The 18,184-nt window shown below is 44.3% G+C and carries 17 protein-coding genes; 9 read left to right on the top strand and 8 right to left on the bottom strand.

Going from position 1 to position 18,184, the window contains the following annotated elements:
* Nucleotides 1-13: 13 nt before the first annotated feature.
* The 3 genes from lepA to FTU82_RS08175 all read right to left on the bottom strand — a co-directional run bounded on the left by lepA (nucleotide 14) and on the right by FTU82_RS08175 (nucleotide 4,046).
* Nucleotides 14-1,831 (bottom strand): translation elongation factor 4, encoded by a 1,818-nt coding sequence (gene lepA, locus FTU82_RS08185; protein WP_180101228.1) that lies wholly within the window; start codon nucleotides 1,829-1,831, stop codon nucleotides 14-16.
* Between the two features lie 249 nt (nucleotides 1,832-2,080).
* On the bottom strand, nucleotides 2,081-2,536 hold the full coding sequence (locus tag FTU82_RS08180) for a thioesterase family protein (RefSeq protein WP_180000175.1): 456 nt from the start codon (nucleotides 2,534-2,536) through the stop codon (nucleotides 2,081-2,083).
* Between the two features lie 127 nt (nucleotides 2,537-2,663).
* Entirely contained in the window at nucleotides 2,664-4,046 is a 1,383-nt protein-coding gene (locus FTU82_RS08175) for a Do family serine endopeptidase (protein ID WP_005097559.1), read from the bottom strand.
* 236 nt (nucleotides 4,047-4,282) lie between these two features.
* Between FTU82_RS08175 and nadB the strand changes: the two genes are divergently transcribed.
* Entirely contained in the window at nucleotides 4,283-5,911 is a 1,629-nt protein-coding gene (gene nadB, locus FTU82_RS08170) for an L-aspartate oxidase (RefSeq protein WP_180101227.1), read from the top strand.
* 108 nt (nucleotides 5,912-6,019) lie between these two features.
* Here the strand turns inward: nadB and FTU82_RS08165 are convergent, their stop codons facing one another.
* From FTU82_RS08165 to pabC, 4 genes are all read right to left on the bottom strand, one after another.
* A complete protein-coding gene (locus tag FTU82_RS08165; RefSeq protein WP_005097561.1) occupies nucleotides 6,020-6,436 on the bottom strand; it encodes a PaaI family thioesterase in 417 nt (138 codons plus the stop codon).
* 84 nt (nucleotides 6,437-6,520) lie between these two features.
* Nucleotides 6,521-7,132, bottom strand: a complete 612-nt coding sequence (gene tmk, locus FTU82_RS08160; protein ID WP_180101226.1) for a dTMP kinase — start codon at nucleotides 7,130-7,132, stop codon at nucleotides 6,521-6,523.
* Nucleotides 7,133-7,134: 2 nt separating this feature from the next.
* The gene (mltG, locus tag FTU82_RS08155) at nucleotides 7,135-8,193 is read right to left on the bottom strand and encodes an endolytic transglycosylase MltG (protein ID WP_100329040.1); all 1,059 of its coding nucleotides are present in this window, start codon (nucleotides 8,191-8,193) and stop codon (nucleotides 7,135-7,137) included.
* Between the two features lies 1 nt (nucleotide 8,194).
* Nucleotides 8,195-9,007, bottom strand: coding sequence for an aminodeoxychorismate lyase (gene pabC / locus FTU82_RS08150; protein WP_005097565.1), 813 nt, complete (start codon nucleotides 9,005-9,007; stop codon nucleotides 8,195-8,197).
* A gap of 159 nt (nucleotides 9,008-9,166) precedes the next feature.
* On the opposite strand from pabC, the gene FTU82_RS08145 reads away from it, so the two are divergent.
* From FTU82_RS08145 to FTU82_RS08110, 8 genes are all read left to right on the top strand, one after another.
* Nucleotides 9,167-10,174, top strand: a complete 1,008-nt coding sequence (locus tag FTU82_RS08145) for a sulfate ABC transporter substrate-binding protein (RefSeq protein WP_100355699.1) — start codon at nucleotides 9,167-9,169, stop codon at nucleotides 10,172-10,174.
* Nucleotides 10,175-10,352: 178 nt separating this feature from the next.
* On the top strand, nucleotides 10,353-11,366 hold the full coding sequence (locus FTU82_RS08140) for a sulfate ABC transporter substrate-binding protein (protein ID WP_005097567.1): 1,014 nt from the start codon (nucleotides 10,353-10,355) through the stop codon (nucleotides 11,364-11,366).
* Between the two features lie 29 nt (nucleotides 11,367-11,395).
* The gene (locus FTU82_RS08135; protein WP_180101225.1) at nucleotides 11,396-12,001 is read left to right on the top strand and encodes an alpha/beta hydrolase; all 606 of its coding nucleotides are present in this window, start codon (nucleotides 11,396-11,398) and stop codon (nucleotides 11,999-12,001) included.
* Nucleotides 12,002-12,088: 87 nt separating this feature from the next.
* Nucleotides 12,089-12,922: a sulfate ABC transporter permease subunit CysT gene (gene cysT / locus FTU82_RS08130; protein ID WP_005097570.1), complete on the top strand. Its 834-nt coding sequence runs from the start codon at nucleotides 12,089-12,091 to the stop codon at nucleotides 12,920-12,922.
* Complete coding sequence (cysW, locus tag FTU82_RS08125; protein WP_005097571.1) at nucleotides 12,919-13,812, top strand: sulfate ABC transporter permease subunit CysW; 894 nt, start codon at nucleotides 12,919-12,921, stop codon at nucleotides 13,810-13,812. Before cysT ends, cysW begins: the two co-directional genes overlap by 4 nt.
* A gap of 11 nt (nucleotides 13,813-13,823) precedes the next feature.
* A complete protein-coding gene (locus FTU82_RS08120) occupies nucleotides 13,824-14,885 on the top strand; it encodes a sulfate/molybdate ABC transporter ATP-binding protein (protein WP_180101224.1) in 1,062 nt (353 codons plus the stop codon).
* Between the two features lie 54 nt (nucleotides 14,886-14,939).
* Nucleotides 14,940-15,863 carry a CysB family HTH-type transcriptional regulator gene (locus tag FTU82_RS08115; RefSeq protein WP_005097573.1) on the top strand — a complete coding sequence of 308 codons (924 nt, stop codon included), beginning with the start codon at nucleotides 14,940-14,942 and terminating at the stop codon, nucleotides 15,861-15,863.
* A gap of 114 nt (nucleotides 15,864-15,977) precedes the next feature.
* Nucleotides 15,978-17,057, top strand: coding sequence for an outer membrane protein transport protein (locus FTU82_RS08110; protein ID WP_180101223.1), 1,080 nt, complete (start codon nucleotides 15,978-15,980; stop codon nucleotides 17,055-17,057).
* Between the two features lie 93 nt (nucleotides 17,058-17,150).
* On the opposite strand, the gene carO is transcribed toward FTU82_RS08110, so the two are convergent.
* The gene (gene carO / locus FTU82_RS08105) at nucleotides 17,151-17,876 is read right to left on the bottom strand and encodes an ornithine uptake porin CarO (RefSeq protein WP_180086240.1); all 726 of its coding nucleotides are present in this window, start codon (nucleotides 17,874-17,876) and stop codon (nucleotides 17,151-17,153) included.
* Between the last annotated feature and the right edge of the window lie 308 nt (nucleotides 17,877-18,184).

Below are 18,184 nucleotides of genomic sequence, written 5' to 3'. Positions count from 1 at the left end.
TATCCTTATTCTTCTAGCGTTCGACTTTTAACACAGCGAGGAACGCTTCTTGCGGGATTTCAACACTACCCACCTGCTTCATGCGTTTCTTACCTTCTTTCTGTTTAGACAGAAGTTTTTTCTTACGTGACACGTCACCACCATAACATTTGGCCAATACGTTTTTACGCATGGCTTTTACAGTGGAACGTGCAATGATTTGCGCACCAATTGCCGCCTGAATTGCCACATCAAACATTTGACGCGGAATCAGGTCTTTCATTTTTTCCACCAGCGCAATGCCACGATGACGCGCGTCATTACGATGACAGATCATCGCCAGAGCATCGACTTTTTCCCCATTGATCAGCACATCCACTTTTACCAATGAAGAACTTTCAAAACGGACAAAGTTATAGTCGAGGGATGCAAAACCACGTGAACAAGACTTCAATTTATCGAAGAAATCCATGACCACTTCTGCCATTGGAATTTCAAAAGTAATCGACACCTGATTGCCGAGGAATTTCATGTCTTTTTGTATGCCACGGCGCTCGATACACAAGGTCATGACATTACCCAGATATTCTTGCGGTACTAAAATATGACATTCGGCAATCGGTTCACGTAAATCTTCTACGGTTGAACCATCCGGCATTTTAGACGGGCTGTCGATATAAATCGTCTGGCCATTTTTCATCACCGCTTCATAAATTACGGTGGGCGCAGAAGAAATCAGATCAAGATCATACTCGCGTTCTAAACGCTCTTGTACAATCTCCATGTGTAGCATGCCCAAGAAGCCACAGCGGAAACCAAAACCGAGTGCATCCGAACTTTCCGGTTCAAAGAACAAGGCCGAGTCATTAATTTGCAGTTTATGTAAAGCTTCACGAAACGGTTCAAAGTCACTGGCATCAATCGGGAATAAACCGGCATAAACCTGCGGTTTTACTTTTTTAAAGCCCGGTAGCGTTGCAACTTCAGGTGTGGTTGCCAAGGTAATGGTATCACCCACCGGCGCACCGAAAATATCTTTAATACCGGCAATCACGAAGCCGACTTCGCCTGCTTCCAACATGCCTGTTTCAGTATGTTTCGGATTAAAGATCCCAACAGAAGTAATGATGTGCGTTTGACCTGTTGATTTCATCAACATCTTGTCGCCTTTACGCACACGACCCTGCTTTACACGTACCAGAGAAACTACCCCAAGGTAGTTGTCAAACCATGAATCTACAATCAGGGCTTGCAACGGCGCTTCGCGATCACCGACCGGTGCCGGAATCACATTCACCAGGGTTTCTAAAACATTTTCAATGCCCAGACCGGTTTTGGCTGAACATGTCGGTGCTTCTGTCGCTTCAATGCCGATAATTTCTTCAATCTCGTGAATCACACGCTCAGGTTCAGCTTGCGGCAAATCGATCTTGTTCAGTACGGGCAGTACTTCCAGACCTTGCTCAATCGCGGTATAGCAGTTGGCGACAGACTGTGCTTCCACACCTTGCGCCGCATCAACGACTAATAAAGCACCTTCACAGGCTGCGAGCGATCGCGACACTTCATACGAGAAGTCAACGTGTCCCGGCGTATCAATAAAGTTCAGCTGATAAACTTCACCATTTGGATGGGTATAGTTTAGCGTCACCGAAGTGGCTTTAATGGTAATCCCACGTTCGCGCTCAAGCTCCATAGAATCGAGGACTTGAGCCTGCATTTCACGATCTTGCAAACCACCACAGGTCTGAATAAAGCGATCTGCGAGGGTCGATTTACCGTGGTCAATATGCGCAATAATCGAGAAGTTACGAATGTTTTTAATATCAATAGATTTTTTAGCTTGCGCCATGGGTTACCTTGAGAAAAAACGCGCTATGTAATTTAAAAATATTACATAACAAAAGCCGAATAGAAATTGCGAAGGATTATAGCAGAATGGTGATCTAGAAAAAGAATTATATTTTTAGCTTTGTCCACTCTGCCAAAATACCTGTCCAGCGATCTCAAGCTCAATCACTGCAATGAAGCTTTGAAAATCACGCCATATTTTTGCTAAACCTGATTGAAATATCTAACTCTGTGCCAAAGAAGCGAGCACTTATTGATCTAGATACACTATTGAAAAATCATAAGGATTGATCTGCTCAGAAAGAGGTTGATAGGCTTGGGTAAAGGTAGGCGACATGCGTTTAGGACGTCCAGTGGCCATTTCAATACAGGCCCACTGCGTATTACCTGTAAATAACAGGGTTTGATCCTGTGGTCGATAAAATGCATATTGGCGAAATGAATACAGTGCATTGATATCGTTCAGCCAGGTTCGCAAAATAATTTCATCGCCCTCAAAAGCGGCCTTGCGATATTGTACCTGATGCTCAACCGCCACCATGGCATGTTTCAGTTCCACATATTCCTTTAACCCCAATCCCAATTTTTCAATATGGGCTGTGGCGACCTCCTGCATCCACTGTACATAGACCACATTATTGACATGGCCCAAGCCATCGATATGTTCAGCTTGCACCTTTAACGCAAGATCAAAAATAGCTGTCACTTTTCTCTTATCCTTTCCATGATTTTCAACTGAATAGAGTCTACCGAATTTATAGGCTGGGTAAATTGCAAATAATAAAAAACCGCCCATCAAAAGCGGTTTTTTATATTTAAAAATCTGAATAGAATTAGATACGCATTCCGACAATCGCACGCTGCCCTTGGCGCATGAGCGTAACGCGTGCCACATTGCCCTTCTTCAACTCAGAAACTTCTTGTACAAATTGCTCTGCGTTCAATACTGCCTTGTTATTAATATGCGTCACCACATCGTTTGGCATGATACGCGCCTGTGCGGCAATGCCACCTGAACGAACATCCTGAATCATGACCCCGCCTTTGATCTCCAGTCGATCCTTTTCTAGCGAACTTAAATCACGAATAGCCACACCAATTACAGGTCCTTTGCTCGGCTGCGCCTGTGCTCCGGCTTTTGCAGGGGTATCATCCGGTGCGGTACTTAAGGTTGCTGAAATATTACGGCGCTTATCATCACGTAAAACCTCCAGCTGTACCTGTTGCTGAGGTGCAGTACGGTTGAGATAGTTTAATAATTCACTGGTGCGTGAAATCGCAGTGCCGTTATATTTTAAAATCACGTCGCTGACACGTAGACCGGCACGTGCAGCGGGTGAATTTGGTGCAACCTGAGTAATTAAGGAGCCTTCGGGCTTAGAAAGGTTGTAGGACTCTGCCAGATTACGGTCGATATCCTGCAAGCTGACCCCCAGATAAGAACGGGTCACTTTACCATTCTTTTTCAGCTGCTCTGCCACTTCCATGGCCACATCAATCGGAATTGAGAAGGATAGCCCCATATAACCGCCGGTTCCACTGAAGATCCGCGAGTTCACCCCGACTACTTCACCATGCTGGTTAAATAAAGGCCCACCAGAGTTACCCGGGTTGAGGGCCACGTCTGTCTGGATAAAAGGCACTGCTGTTTCACCCATCATGTTGCGCATTTTGGCACTGACGATTCCGGCAGAGGCCGAATAATCAAAACCAAATGGCGAACCAATCGCAAGCACAGGCTCACCGACACGTAAGCGGCCTACATCCCCGGTACGCAATTCTGGAAAATTCGAACCTGTGACCTTAAGTAAAGCTACGTCGGTACGTGCATCACTTCCCACCACAGTAGCATCAATTTCACGGCGATCATTCAGGGTAATGGTGACTTTAGATGCATCCTCAACCACATGATGGTTGGTCAGCAGATAGCCATCTTTACTGATAAAAAATGCACTGCCATAGCCGGTTTTTTCCTGTGGCATGCGCTGCTGCGGGATAATCACCTGATTGCCAAAGAAGCGACGCAGAATTTCCGGAACTTGTTGTTGTAAGAGTTCTTCTTCGCTCATTTTTTTCACGACATTGACACTGACCACGGCAGGACTGACCTGCTCGACCAGATTTGAAAAATCAACCGGTGTGACAGCCTGCAACTGTGCAGCACTCATGGTCAGGGTCGCTGCAAATAATCCTTTTTTTAAGTCTAGAATTTTCATATAAATTATTCACTCAAATTGTTGATAAATTTATGTAAATAGGTTTTATCACAAACATTGTAAAGTTTAAGTAATAATATGTTTCAATGCTTCAATCTGGACAATATCTCATTATTAAAACACTAAGTTAAGGCTTTGATTAATTTTTTTCATTAATAAATGAGCGTTTCAACGCTTGCCTTTTGCACAAAAAAGCGCTGTTATTACCAAACTTTTTTTAAAATTAGCTGATGGACATGTCTAATTCATCCCTTACCCATCAATTTGACGTCATTATTGTGGGCAGTGGCGGTGCCGGTTTAAGTTTAGCCTTATCGCTCCCGGACCATTTTAATATTGCAGTTTTAGCGAAATCCATCCTGACAGATGCCAGCACCTTTTATGCGCAAGGCGGTGTTGCTGCAGTACTCGATGAAATGGATTCGATTGAACAGCATATTGATGACACCATGATTGCAGGTGCACAGCTATGTGAAATGGACGCAGTCAAACAGACGGTAGAAGGGGGCAAACCATCAGTTGACTTTCTGCTAAAACACGGTGTGCAATTTACTCTGGATGAACAGGAACAGTTGCATCTCACCCGTGAAGGCGGCCATTCACAGCGCCGGATTATTCATGCTGCCGATGCCACAGGTCGTGCAATTTCGACTACTTTGGTACAACGCGCCCAAGAAAAATCAAATATCACTATTTTTGAAAATTATATTGCGATTGATCTGATCTGTTCACATAAACTTGGCCTAGACGGTGAAAACCGCGCGCTAGGTTTATATGTGCTGGATGAAAAAAATGAAAAAGTACATACTTTTTTAGCGCCCTTTACCGCCCTTGCCTGTGGCGGTGCCATGAAAGCCTATCTTTATACATCAAATCCGGATATTGCCACGGGTGACGGCATTGCCATGGCCTATCGTGCCGGCTGCCGGGTGGCTAACATGGAATTTAACCAGTTCCATCCGACCTGTCTCTATCATCCACAAGCGCGCTCCTTCCTGATCACTGAAGCTATGCGTGGCGAAGGGGCTTATCTGCGTCTGCCCGATGGCGAACGCTTTATGCTGCGTTTTGACGAGCGCGCCGAACTTGCACCACGCGATATTGTCGCACGCGCAATCGACTATGAAATTAAGCGCTTGGGTATTCGGCATGTCTGGCTGGATATTACCCATAAGGATGAAAGCTTTGTTAGAGAACATTTTCCTACGCTTTATGCCCGCCTGCTGGAACTGGGTATTGATATCACCAAAGATATGATTCCAGTGGTACCTGCAGCCCATTACACCTGTGGTGGCGTTGTGGTCGATGAACATAGCCAGACTGATATCGCAGGTCTATATGCAATTGGGGAAACCTCTTATACTGGTCTGCACGGTGCTAACCGAATGGCCAGTAACTCACTTTTAGAATGCTTTGTGTATGGCATGAGTGCAGCCAAGCATATCGAATCTCATTTCAATGCTGACTATGCCTTTCCGCCCGTACCCATCTGGGATGACTCACAGGTAACCAATCCGGATGAAGATGTGGTGATTCTGCAAAACTGGGATGAGCTACGTCAGACCATGTGGAACTATGTCGGTATTGTGCGCAGCACCAAACGTCTGGAACGTGCCTTGCATCGTATTGAAATGCTGAAAAAAGAAATCACCGAGTATTACCAAGATTATCAGGTCAGCAAAAACCTGATCGAGCTTCGCAATCTGGTGCTGGTCTCAGAAATGATTGTGCGCTGTGCCATGCAGCGTAAAGAATCTCGTGGCCTGCATTTCACGCTGGACTATCCGGAATTATTGCCTGAATTACGCAAGACCATTCTAAATCCGGTGAATTTTGAAGTAGAAACACCCTTGGTCAATATTTAGATTATTGGGGAGATATGATTTTTAAATCATATCTCCCTGTCTTTTAGCGCTCACCTACTTAATTAAGCTTAGGCTATTTATATCACTGAACTTCTATTCTTCAGGTGTTTAGTGTTGAGGTGGAATGGCATAAGTCGCAGTAACATGCGCCACTGGCTCATCAAGGTCTACTGAATAAATCCAGACTTCCCCGACAATCAGAACTTTACCGACTTTAATAAGCTTGCACTCTCCTCGCAAATCCGTGCCACCTGAAGGTTTACGGAGAAAATTGATATTCAGATTGGTGGTGACAGCCAAACCCACCAGGCCAATTTCGCCCAGAATAGCGACATATAAGGCAAGATCGGCCAAGGTCATCATGGTTGGGCCAGAAACAGTACCACCCGGACGCAACTCTTGTGCGCTAACCTGATACAGCAAAGTTGCGCCGCGTGGAACAACGGCTTCGATCCTACATTTTTCTAGGCTTTGTGGAAATTCTTGTTGTAAAAATTGTTGGATTTCGGTTTTGGTCGTTTTCATCTTATTAAAAAAATCTTCTATATTGCCTTCAATATAGAAGATTTTTCACACATTTACCTAGTGAAAATTAAAATAAACAGGATTTCAATTTAAACCAGACTTCAAATAACTTAAAGCCTGCTCGAATACCTGCTCCGGTGTACGGGTTGCATCCAGACGTTTGATCCGTTCCGGATGACGCTGCCACAACGTTTCATAGCCGGCTCTTACTTTCTCAAAGAAAGTGACTTTCTCTTGTTCAAAGCGATCCAGTGCGCCACGCGCGCGTGCCCGGTTTATTCCCAGTTCAATCGGTGCTTCTAACCAGAAGGTGATGTCCGGCATACGTGCCACAAAGTGATCATTTAATAACTGCAGCTTTGTTTCACTGAGTCCACGACCTGCACATTGATAGGCAAAGCTGGCATCAGTAAAACGGTCACAGAGTACAATTTTTCCGGCTGCTAAGGCTGGCAGAATGACTTGTGCCAAATGCTGGGCACGCGCCGCATACATCAATAGTAATTCGGTATCATGCGCCATCGCTTCTTCATGATTCACAGCCAGAAGTAGTGCTCGGATCTGCTCGGCCATCGGCGTACCACCCGGCTCGCGCGTAAGCATCACATCTTTGCCTTGGGCCATAAAATCGTCATAGATCGAACGAATGAGTGTGGTTTTACCTACACCTTCTGTGCCTTCAAAGCTAATAAACATACTCATTCCTTATTCTTCGAGCGTAAAATGGTCAGATACTCCTGCACTGCTTTATTGTGATCATTCAGATTGGTCGTAAACGTATGTCCGCCATTGCCCGTGGCGACAAAATAAAGGTTGTCAGAATTATCCGGATGCATGGCTGCTTCAATGGCTTTCTTACTTGGCAGTGCAATTGGCGTTGGCGGCAAACCAGACATGGTATAGGTGTTATACGGCGTCGGCGTACGTAAATCCTTGCGGGTAATATTGCCATTATAGGCATCGCCCATTCCATAAATCACGGTAGGATCGGTCTGTAAACGCATGCCAATTTTTAAACGGCGCACGAACACTCCAGAAACCTGTTCTAGCTCACTATCCACACTGGTTTCTTTTTCAATGATCGACGCCATGATCAGCGCTTCATATTTATTCTGATAGGGCAGATCAGTCACGCGTTTTTCCCAGGCCTGATCCAGTGCCTTCATCTGGCGCTGATACAGATTGGTTAAAATTTTACGGTCAGTTTCACCTTTAGCAAAGAAGTATGTATCCGGTGCAAACAGACCTTCAGGATGTGAAAATGGAATATTGAGCTCTTTAAGGAGTTGTGCCGTTGGCAAATGTGACACTTCTTTGGTCACCAGATCATCTTTCTTCAAAGCATCAATCAGCTGTTTGAATGTGGTTCCTTCAATCACCAAAATCCGGTTCATCTGGGCATTTTCAGCATTGGAGATCATATCCAGAACCTGACGAATACTCATGCCCTGGCGCACTTCATATACGCCAGCTTTCATGGTGTCATGAATCAGGATGCGCTGATAAAGCTTGAGAATAATCGGGAAACTGACCTGTTTTCCTTTGGCCAGACGGTCAATAAAACCAGAATAGGTTTCCCCTGACCCAATCGCCAGCAGCTGTTTTTGTCCGTCTACAGGATAGTCTTTCCACAAACTACTTTTTAAGACCAGTACCAAAATCAAGGCAAGTCCAATCAGGACGAAGGCAATTCCTTTGAAAAGTGACGAAAATTTGGCTGTATTGTTCTTTTTGGCTTTAGACTTGGAAGCTGACATATTAAGACATCTGATTTAATCGAAGACGGTTAAAAAGTTCAATACAAGCATCGCCATCCAGGGATCGCTGCTCAAATTGAGTGACAATTTTCATCGGGTTTAGCGCATTACAAAAAAACAGACTCTGAATATGGGCTATTTCCTCCATATCGATGTAACGTTGCTGACAGGCAATTCCCTGATCTTGCATCCGTTGTAGAATTTCTGCACGCATCACCCCAAAGACGCCATTATAACGAAGTTCCGGCGTAATCCATGTATTGTTTATACAAATGAAACAATTACTGCTCACCCCTTCGACAACCCCGCCCTGTACATCTGTCACCAGTGCCTCAGACCAACCGCGCTGATCCGCCTCCTGCTTGAGCAAAACCTGCTCCAGGCGATTCAAGGTTTTTAGTCCGACCAGACCCGGCATGGTCAATCCCAGTGCCTGCTGTAATACCCCACTTTGGATCTGTTCATACTTTAAATCATGTAGGGCTTGAGGATAATAAAATACCCACAGATCCGCCGGATGCTCTGGCAAACTATAGCCCCGCTCGCCGACTCCACGACTCAGCACGATCTTTAATGTTCCATTCAGCTGACTTTCTGATTCACGTAAAAGTTCCAAACTTTCTGCAATCAGAGCTAAATCAGCATGCAAACTTAATTTTTGATTACTGAGCTGCAAACGTGCCAGATGACGATCATATAATTCCACCCGGTCCTGTCGAATCCGGGCCGTGCTAAAACAGCCATCACCATAATGAAAGGCCCGATCGAGTACTTCTATCTCACTGACATGTTTCGCATTTTTCAAACAGAGCATATTTTATTGCCTCTCAAATCAACAATTGAGTACTGAGAGATAAGCTCCATCGATTTATCTCTTTTACTCACATCAAATGCATTTTTAATTATTTTTTATGCAAAATATCTCCAGCTATTCTTGCCTTATCCAACAAAAGCTAAAAAAATTGAGGCAAAAATGAATATTGGTAAATTAAAAATTGGGGTATTGGCTGCACTGGTTTCGGCCACTGCTTTCAGTGTGTCTGCAAAAGATTTCCTGAACGTGTCTTATGACCCAACCCGCGAATTATATGACAATTTTAATAAGGAATTCAGCGCATACTGGAAAAAAACCACGGGTCAGGACGTGAACTATAAACAGTCGCATGGCGGTTCAGGTAAACAGGCCCGTGCTGTGATTGATGGTCTGGATGCAGACGTCGTGACCCTCGCGCTAGCGGCCGACATTGATGAAATTGCAGCGAGAGGTCTGCTGCCTAAAGACTGGCAGAAACAATTCCCGCAAAACTCGACCCCCTATACCTCCACCATCGTCTTTCTGGTCAAAAAAGGCAATCCAAAAGGGATTAAAGATTGGGGCGATCTGGTGAAGCCTGGGGTAGAAATTATTACGCCAAACCCGAAAACTTCTGGCGGTGCACGCTGGAACTATCTGGCGGCATGGGCATGGGCCAAACATCAACCTGGTGGCAATGACAGCAAAGCACAAGATTTTGTGCGTCAAATTTATAAACAGACCAAAGTGCTGGACTCAGGCGCACGTGGAGCCACCACCACTTTTGCTGAGCGCGGGATCGGTGATGTATTACTGGCTTGGGAAAATGAAGCCCATCTCGCTACTCGTGAACAGCCGGGTAAATTTGAAATCATCACGCCAAGTCTGTCAATTTTGGCCGAGCCACCGGTGGCAATTGTAGAGAAAAACGCCAAGAAAGATGGCAATGAAAACCTGGCCAAAGCTTATTTGAATTATCTGTATTCTCCTGCGGGGCAAACTGTGGCTGCGAAGAATTTCTATCGTCCACGTAATAGCGAAGTATTAAAGAAATATAGCAGCGTATTTAAACCTTTAAAGTTAGTCACCATCGACAAAGAATTTGGTGGCTGGACCAAGGTACAAAAAGCACATTTCGATAATGGCGGGATCTTTGATCAAATTGTAAAGGCAAATCATACGAAATAATGAGGCAGTCCAGCAGAAACAATGGCCTTTATTGATAAGGCCATTCTCATTTCAATAACTTCAGCTCCGTCTTATCTTTTTTTTTCATATAAAATTCGTTTTTATTTATTTTTTACGCATAAAGAATAGGTTTATTCTGCAGCTATGTTACAAAACGTGTAAGAAATTGAGGTTTCTAATGAGTATTTCAAAAACAATAAAACTTGGGGTTCTGGCTGCTGTGATTTCGGCAACCTCATTAGGTGCTTCAGCACGTGATTTTCTGAATGTTTCCTACGATCCGACACGTGAATTGTATGAAGATGTCAACAAGAGTTTTGGCAAATATTGGGAAAGCCGTACGGGTCAAAAAATTAACTTCAAGCAATCCCATGGTGGTTCTGGTAAACAGGCCCGCTCTGTTATTGATGGCTTGAATGCAGATGTGGTGACTTTGGCCCTCGCAGCCGATATTGATGTGCTTGCAGAAAAAGCCAAATTGTTGCCAGCAGACTGGCAAAAGAAACTGCCACAAAACTCGACACCGTATACCTCAACAATCGTATTTTTGGTGCGTAAAGGCAACCCCAAAGGGATTAAAGACTGGGGCGATCTGGTGAAACCGGGTGTCGGCATTATTACCCCGAATCCGAAAACATCAGGTGGCGCGCGCTGGAACTATCTGGCGGCATGGGCATGGGCCAAACATCAGGCCGGTGGCAATGACACAACTGCACAAGAATTTGTTCGCCAAATTTATAAAAACACCAAAGTCCTGGATTCAGGTGCGCGTGGTGCAACCACCACCTTTGCCGAGCGCGGGATCGGTGATGTCTTGCTGGCCTGGGAAAATGAAGCGTACTTAGCGATTCGTGAGCAACCAGGTAAGTTTGAAATTATCACGCCAAGTCTGTCTATTCTGGCTGAACCGCCAGTGGCGATTGTAGAAAAAAATGCAGCGAGAAAAGGCAATAAGCATCTGGCTCAAGGTTATTTAAACTTCCTGTACTCACCACTGGGGCAAGATCTGGCAGGCAAACATTATTATCGCCCACGCAGTGAAGTAGCTTTAAAGAAATATAATCATGTGTTCAAACCACTCAAACTGGTAACGATTGATCAGGAATTTGGCGGCTGGGCAAAAGTGCAAAAAGCGCATTTTGAGAATGGCGGTATTTTCGACCAGATTGTGAAGGCAAACAGCGCGAAGTAATTCGCAGCTGATCTGACAGGAGCATCGACATGATACATACGCTTATTGTTCCAGGTGTAGGTGGTAGCGAATACAATCACTGGCAAACATGCTTACAACATCAGCTCAGTCGATGCTCTCGTGTGCAACAAAAAGATTGGAATCATCCCGTTTTGCAGGAATGGATCACTGAATTTGTCAAAGCCCTGCAAGATATTCAAGATGATGTACAGATTGTAGCGCACAGCTTTGGCTGTTTAACCTCGGTCGCAGCACTGGCACAACATCCAGAATTGACTGCTAAAGTTAAAAAGCTGATTCTGGTCGCGCCGGCCAATCCGGCACGTTTTGGGGAAAATGGTTTTGTTCGTAACAACCAGACCGATTACAGCCATTATTTTCAGCAAGTGCAGATTCAGGTTCCGGCCACGTTATTAATCAGTGAAAATGATCCCTGGTTAAGCTATGCAGACGCCCAGTTTCTGGCCAAAGCCTGGAAACTCAAACCGATTAATCTCGGACAGGTGGGGCATGTCAATGTCGCTTCAGGATTTGGCCCTTTTCCTGAACTTGCCCAGTATTTGATTTCAGAAAAGACTATGCAACATATCAGCAATACTGATGACAGCAAGTATTATTTCAAATTTGCATTTTAGTCGTTGCAAATTATGCTTGTGTCCAATTTCTTTTTTTAATTTTCGCTGGTTAGTTTTAACCAGCTTTCTCTCTTTTGAGGAGTCATCATGTCGCAGCGATCCCGAGTGCTGCCAGGATTTGGTCTTTCTCTAGGCTTTACCCTAGCGTATTTATCATTAATCGTTTTAATCCCGCTGTCTGCTGTTTTTATTAAATCACTGGGCATTGGCTGGGAAGGCTTGTGGGAAATCCTGAGCTCTGAACGTATTCAAAAATCCCTACAACTCAGTTTCAGTGCAGCCATTATTGCTGCGCTGGTGAATGTGGTGTTTGGCCTGTTATTGGCCTGGTGTCTGGTACGTTATAGCTTCCCGGGCAAACGTATTGTCGATGCCTTGGTCGATTTGCCTTTTGCGCTGCCAACAGCGGTGGCCGGTATTGCCTTGACCTCTTTATATGCGCCGACTGGCTGGATTGGTCAGTATCTTGAACCGATTGGTATTCAGGTTGCTTATACCCCGATTGGTATTACGCTGGCTCTAATCTTTATTGGCCTGCCTTTTGTGGTTCGTACCGTACAGCCGGTACTCAGTGATCTGGAAACTGAACTGGAAGAAGCTGCATCTGCACTCGGGGCAAATCGTTTGCAAATTGTGACCAAGGTGATTTTCCCGATTTTACTTCCTGCGCTTATCACTGGCTTTGCGTTAGCTTTCGCTCGCGGTGTTGGTGAATATGGTTCGGTGATCTTCATTGCCGGGAATCAGCCTTTTGAAACAGAAATTGCCCCACTGATGATTATTTCCCGTTTAGAAGAATATGATTATGCCGGTGCAACCACAATTGCGGTGGTGATGTTGCTGATTTCATTTGTCCTGCTGTTCCTGATTAACTTACTGCAAGCTTGGGCCAGCCGCCGTACCGGGAGAACTGCACGATGAGTTTGAATACCAACAGCAATGCACTGGCTGAAAAACTGCAATCCCGTGATGCAACCCGTGAGCCAACCTGGGTACGTTATACCCTGATCACTATTGCACTGATTTTTTTCTTGAGCTGCCTGATCCTGCCTTTGATTCTGGTTTTTGTGGAAGCCTTTAAACAGGGAATTGGTGTTTATACACAGGCATTGGTGCATCCAGATACTTTATCTGCGGTCAAACTTACACTTTTGACTGCTGCAATCGCCGTACCGCTGAACGTGGTATTTGGTGTGGCTGCGGCATGGTCAGTGGCGAAGTTTAACTTTCGGGGTAAATCCTTCCTGACCACCTTGATTGATATGCCATTTTCGGTCTCTCCCGTGATTGCCGGTTTAATGCTGGTACTGATTTTCGGTACGCAAGGCTGGATGGGGTCCTGGCTAATGGACAATGACATCAAGATCCTTTATGCAGTGCCTGCCATTGTCCTGGCGACCATCTTTATTACTGTACCTTTCGTGGCTCGTGAGTTAATTCCATTAATGGAAGCACAAGGCACGGAAGAAGAAGAAGCTGCGATTGTGCTCGGTGCATCTGGCTGGCAAACTTTCTGGAAAGTGACCCTGCCAAATATCAAATGGGGTCTGATTTACGGCGTGATTCTGTGTAATGCACGGGCCATGGGTGAGTTTGGTGCAGTATCGGTTGTATCCGGTCATATCCGCGGTGAAACCAATACTTTACCGCTACACGTCGAAATTCTTTATAACGAATATACCTTTAGTGCTGCGTTTGCCGTGTCTTCGCTTCTGGCTCTCCTCGCAATTGTCACCCTGATTTTAAAAACATGGGTGGAACTGCGCCAGGAAAAACAGGACAAACGTAATCAAGATTCTACAGTTTCTTAAGGAATGCCAACATGAGTATTCAAGTACAAAATATTGAAAAACACTTTGGTGCATTCCATGCACTTAAAAATATCTCGCTGGATTTCCCAGATGGTCAACTGGTGGCCCTGCTCGGCCCATCAGGTTGCGGCAAAACCACGCTTTTACGGATTATTGCCGGTCTGGAATCTGCAGATGGCGGTCAGGTCATTCTGGAAGGTCAGGATGCGACCAATGTTCATGTACGTGAACGTGAAGTCGGCTTCGTGTTTCAACATTATGCCCTGTTTCGTCATATGACGGTATTTGACAATATTGCTTTTGGTCTGCGTGTTCGCCCACGTAAAACCCGTCCATCTGAAGCGGAAATTAAAAAACGTGTTACGCGTTTACTTGATTTGGTTCAGCTGGGTTTTCTGGCTGACCGTTACCCTGCTCAGCTTTCAGGTGGTCAGCGTCAGCGTATTGCGTTGGCACGTGCCTTAGCCGTTGAACCGCGTGTGCTGTTGCTAGATGAACCTTTCGGTGCACTGGATGCCAAAGTCCGTAAGGAATTACGTCGCTGGTTACGTACCTTGCATGATGAGTTGCACATCACCTCGATCTTTGTGACCCACGATCAGGAAGAAGCGCTGGAAGTGGCCGATCAGATTGTGGTGATGAACAAAGGTAATGTCGAACAGATCGGTTCGCCACGTGAGGTCTATGAAACGCCGGCAACCCCATTTGTGTTTGATTTCTTGGGTCAAGCCAATCGTTTTGAAGGCCAGAACAACGGCGGCATTATTCAGCTCGGGCAAGATCGCATTCACTTTGATGGCGCAAAAAATGCTGTTCAAGGTGAAGTGATTTTATTCGCACGTCCTGATGAGCTGCGCATTCATGCACAGCCACAAGACAATGCCATTCAGGCCACCTTCATACGTGAATTATGGATTGCGGGTAAAGTCGTTGCAGAACTGAATGACCGTCAGGGTAACTTGATTGAAATTTTACTGACACCTGATGAAGCAAGAGCACACCAATTCCGCCCCAATCAAACCGTGTGGTTAAGTGCGGTGAACTTGCATTTATTTGAAAATCAGGTCGCTTAAGACCAAAAGATGGGGCTTCGAAATGCCCCATCCTCTTCTAGGGTAAAGAGAATTATGAATTTCCAACAATTAAGAATTATACGAGAAACGGTTAGACAGAACTTTAATTTAACTGAAGCCTCAGCTGCACTTTATACTTCGCAGTCTGGAGTAAGTAAACATATTAAAGATCTGGAAGATGAGCTTGGCGTACAGCTGTTTATCCGTAAGGGTAAGCGTCTACTGGGTTTAACCGAGCCGGGTCAGGCACTATTAGGAATTGTAGAACGCATGCTGGTCGATGCCGATAATATTAAGCGTCTGGCTGATGATTTTAATAAAGTTGATGAAGGTACCTTGACCATTGCCACCACGCATACCCAGGCGCGCTATGTGCTACCGCCGATTGTCAGCCAATTTAAAAAAGAATTTCCTAAAGTACATTTGATTCTGCAACAGGCCAGCCCGGTAGAAATCACGGAAATGCTGCTGCAAGGTCAAGCCGATATCGGTATTGCAACCGAAGCACTGACGACTGAAGACAATCTGGCCAGCGTACCTTATTATAACTGGCAACATAGTATTATTACGCCGCAAAATCATCCACTTGCAACTAAAGATCAGATCCGGATCGAAGATCTGGCCCATTACCCGATTATTACCTATCATGGTGGTTTTACCGGTCGCTCCAAGATTGATACCGCCTTTGAAGAAGCCGGCTTTGATGTCGATATCGTCATGTCCGCACTCGATGCCGATGTGATTAAAACCTATGTGGAAATGAATATGGGCGTCGGCATTGTCAACGATGTCGCTTATGACCCGGAGCGTGATTACCGTTTAAAGCAGATTAAAACGGATATTTTTGGCATGAATACCACCTGGATTGCGGTACGTAAAGGACATTTACTACGTGGTTATGGCTACGAGTTTATTTCCCTGTGCTCGCCGGATGCCGATATTAAAGCGCTTAAAAAAGTCGCCTATCCAGACGAATAAAAATATATAAGTTTTCAATCAAAGAGGCCAGCGAGCCTCTTTATTATTTTTAAGTGGATACTCTGTATAAATATCAAGCATAATCACATTAATAATAAATTGAATTATACCAATATGATCGACAGCAAATTTGCTCTTTTCTGTATGGGCTGCGCTTTTTCTGGGTCAGGTTATAGTGCTGCTTTTGAACAGTCCAATCAAAGTATTCAGTCTTTTTTTGAAAAAAATCATTATGCTGAAATTTCATTGGCTTGGGTTCGCCCTGATATTAGCGGTCAGGTACAGCATACCGAGCAGCTGCAACAACTGGGTATTACTGACTTTTCTACCGGTCAACTCGCCAGTACACAATTGATCGCCAATCTTGCACTCAAACTGCAATTGCACCCTCAGCTATCATGGGGACTGATTTATGATCAGCCCTATCATGTAGATGTTGCCTATGCTTATAATCCGGTTTTTGCAGGTGAGACGCTGCCTGTTGAAGCGGCTACCATTCAGTTTAATAGCCACAATCTCACTTCTTTAATCGGTTTTCAACCGGATGATGCCTGGAATTTTTATACAGGTTTAAGTTATCAAAGCCTGGAAGGAAGCTTGTATTTATCCGGGCAAACCTTTTATGTATTTAATGGTTATCAGGCTGCATTTGAACAAGATCCTGCCTGGGGTTGGCTTGCAGGATTGAGTTATCAAATTCCGGAATATTTTTTCAGAACTGCGCTGACATACCGTTCAGGCATTACTCACCAGAATAAAACGACCGAATCTATTGTAGTGGGTACCCATCCATCTCCCTATACCAAGATTCAAACCCCTCAATCCGTCAATCTGGATTTTCAAACCGGTTTGCCTTATCAGAATGCATTTTATGCCACCTTACGCTGGTTAAACTGGCAGAATTTTGTAATTCAGCCTCCTGAATTCGCTGCAGTGATTGACTATGCTGCTTTAGAGTTTCCAGAAGTACAAACATTCAGGATGATTGATTATCGTGAGGATCAATGGTCGGCAAAAATTGGGCTTGCCCATCAATGGCCCTCTTTTGGCATAAATTCTATCGAGCTTTTATGGGATTCCGGTACAGGAAATCCGGCTTCGACATTAAAATTTCAAAAACCTGAGGTCTCAACATTTGAGTCACTTACGCCTCAGATAGCGGGTTTATCTGCTGTTTCTGACAATAGTGCCTAGATCGTGGGCTTAAAACTGGGTTATCACTTTTAAAGTATTTTTAGAAAATATAAAAAAACGAGCCGAAGCTCGTTTTTTTTATGCAGCTCAAGCTTAGAAGCGGAAGCTTACACCCAGTTTGGCTACTGGAAGCCATTCGTATTCATTGTCGTTACGAATTTTATCTCTTTCTGTATCAATTGCATCTGTAATTGGACGACGATTTACACTTGTTGCTGTCTGACTACCTGTATTATATAAATCTACAGTAGGATTACCATTATAGTAGGCACCAATCTCACCGAACACGCCCCAACGGTTGGTAATTGCCGGCGAGAAACCAATACCTAAGTAAGGTGCGATATTATTTTTGTAAGATAAACTACCTACTACATCTCCTACATCTGCACCAAATGTTGAACCATCAATTCTGATTTCACCATCTGTCCCAGGGCGGCCACGTAAACCATAATCATTGTCAATATATGCAACACCGGCTGCCATATAGAACCAGTTCGCCCAAGGACGAATTTCAGCATTTAAATAGGTCAGGTTATTGTCCATATCTAGGTCATATTTCGTACCATTTACTGAGATATCATCAGACCAGGAAATGTCACCACCGTTATAACCTAAAGTCACGCCGACATATGGGTTCACGTTCCATGAAAGTGCACCACCATAACCGGTAGTACCGACTTCAGCACGAACAGCTGCGGGTTTAAAGAAAGAAAAAGATGCCACACCTTCATCTGTTACGATTGTTTCATCAGCAGCCATAACAGAGCCAGCTGCTGCAGCCAAAATGGAAACTGCTAAAATTTTATGTAAAGACTTCATTATTTCTCTCCTCAAAAGAACTTATTTTGATCATTAGTTATTCGTGATGGGTTCAATATAAAGGACTTAAAAAATATTTTTTATTCATGTTTTGCTGATCTTTTGTTATTTTTTGATACAAATTAGTTTTTCTTGTTGATAACCTGGCTTTTTCTAACACTTCTACTACATTTTAAAATAATGAAAAATAACACTTATCATGTTCATTATTTCAAACTTCCCACACTTTTGGCTATTTTTCATCTATTTTCAGTCTGCTCAACTATTTTTAATGCAATATAGTGTAAAATCTAGAAAATTTTTTCTGG

The sequence above is a fragment of the Acinetobacter sp. YH12151 genome, from assembly GCF_013418355.1.
In the GTDB taxonomy this organism is placed as follows: Bacteria; Pseudomonadota; Gammaproteobacteria; order Pseudomonadales; family Moraxellaceae; genus Acinetobacter; species Acinetobacter pseudolwoffii.
Note: the sequence above shows the minus strand (reverse complement) of the source record. Positions and strands in the feature narration are given on the sequence as shown.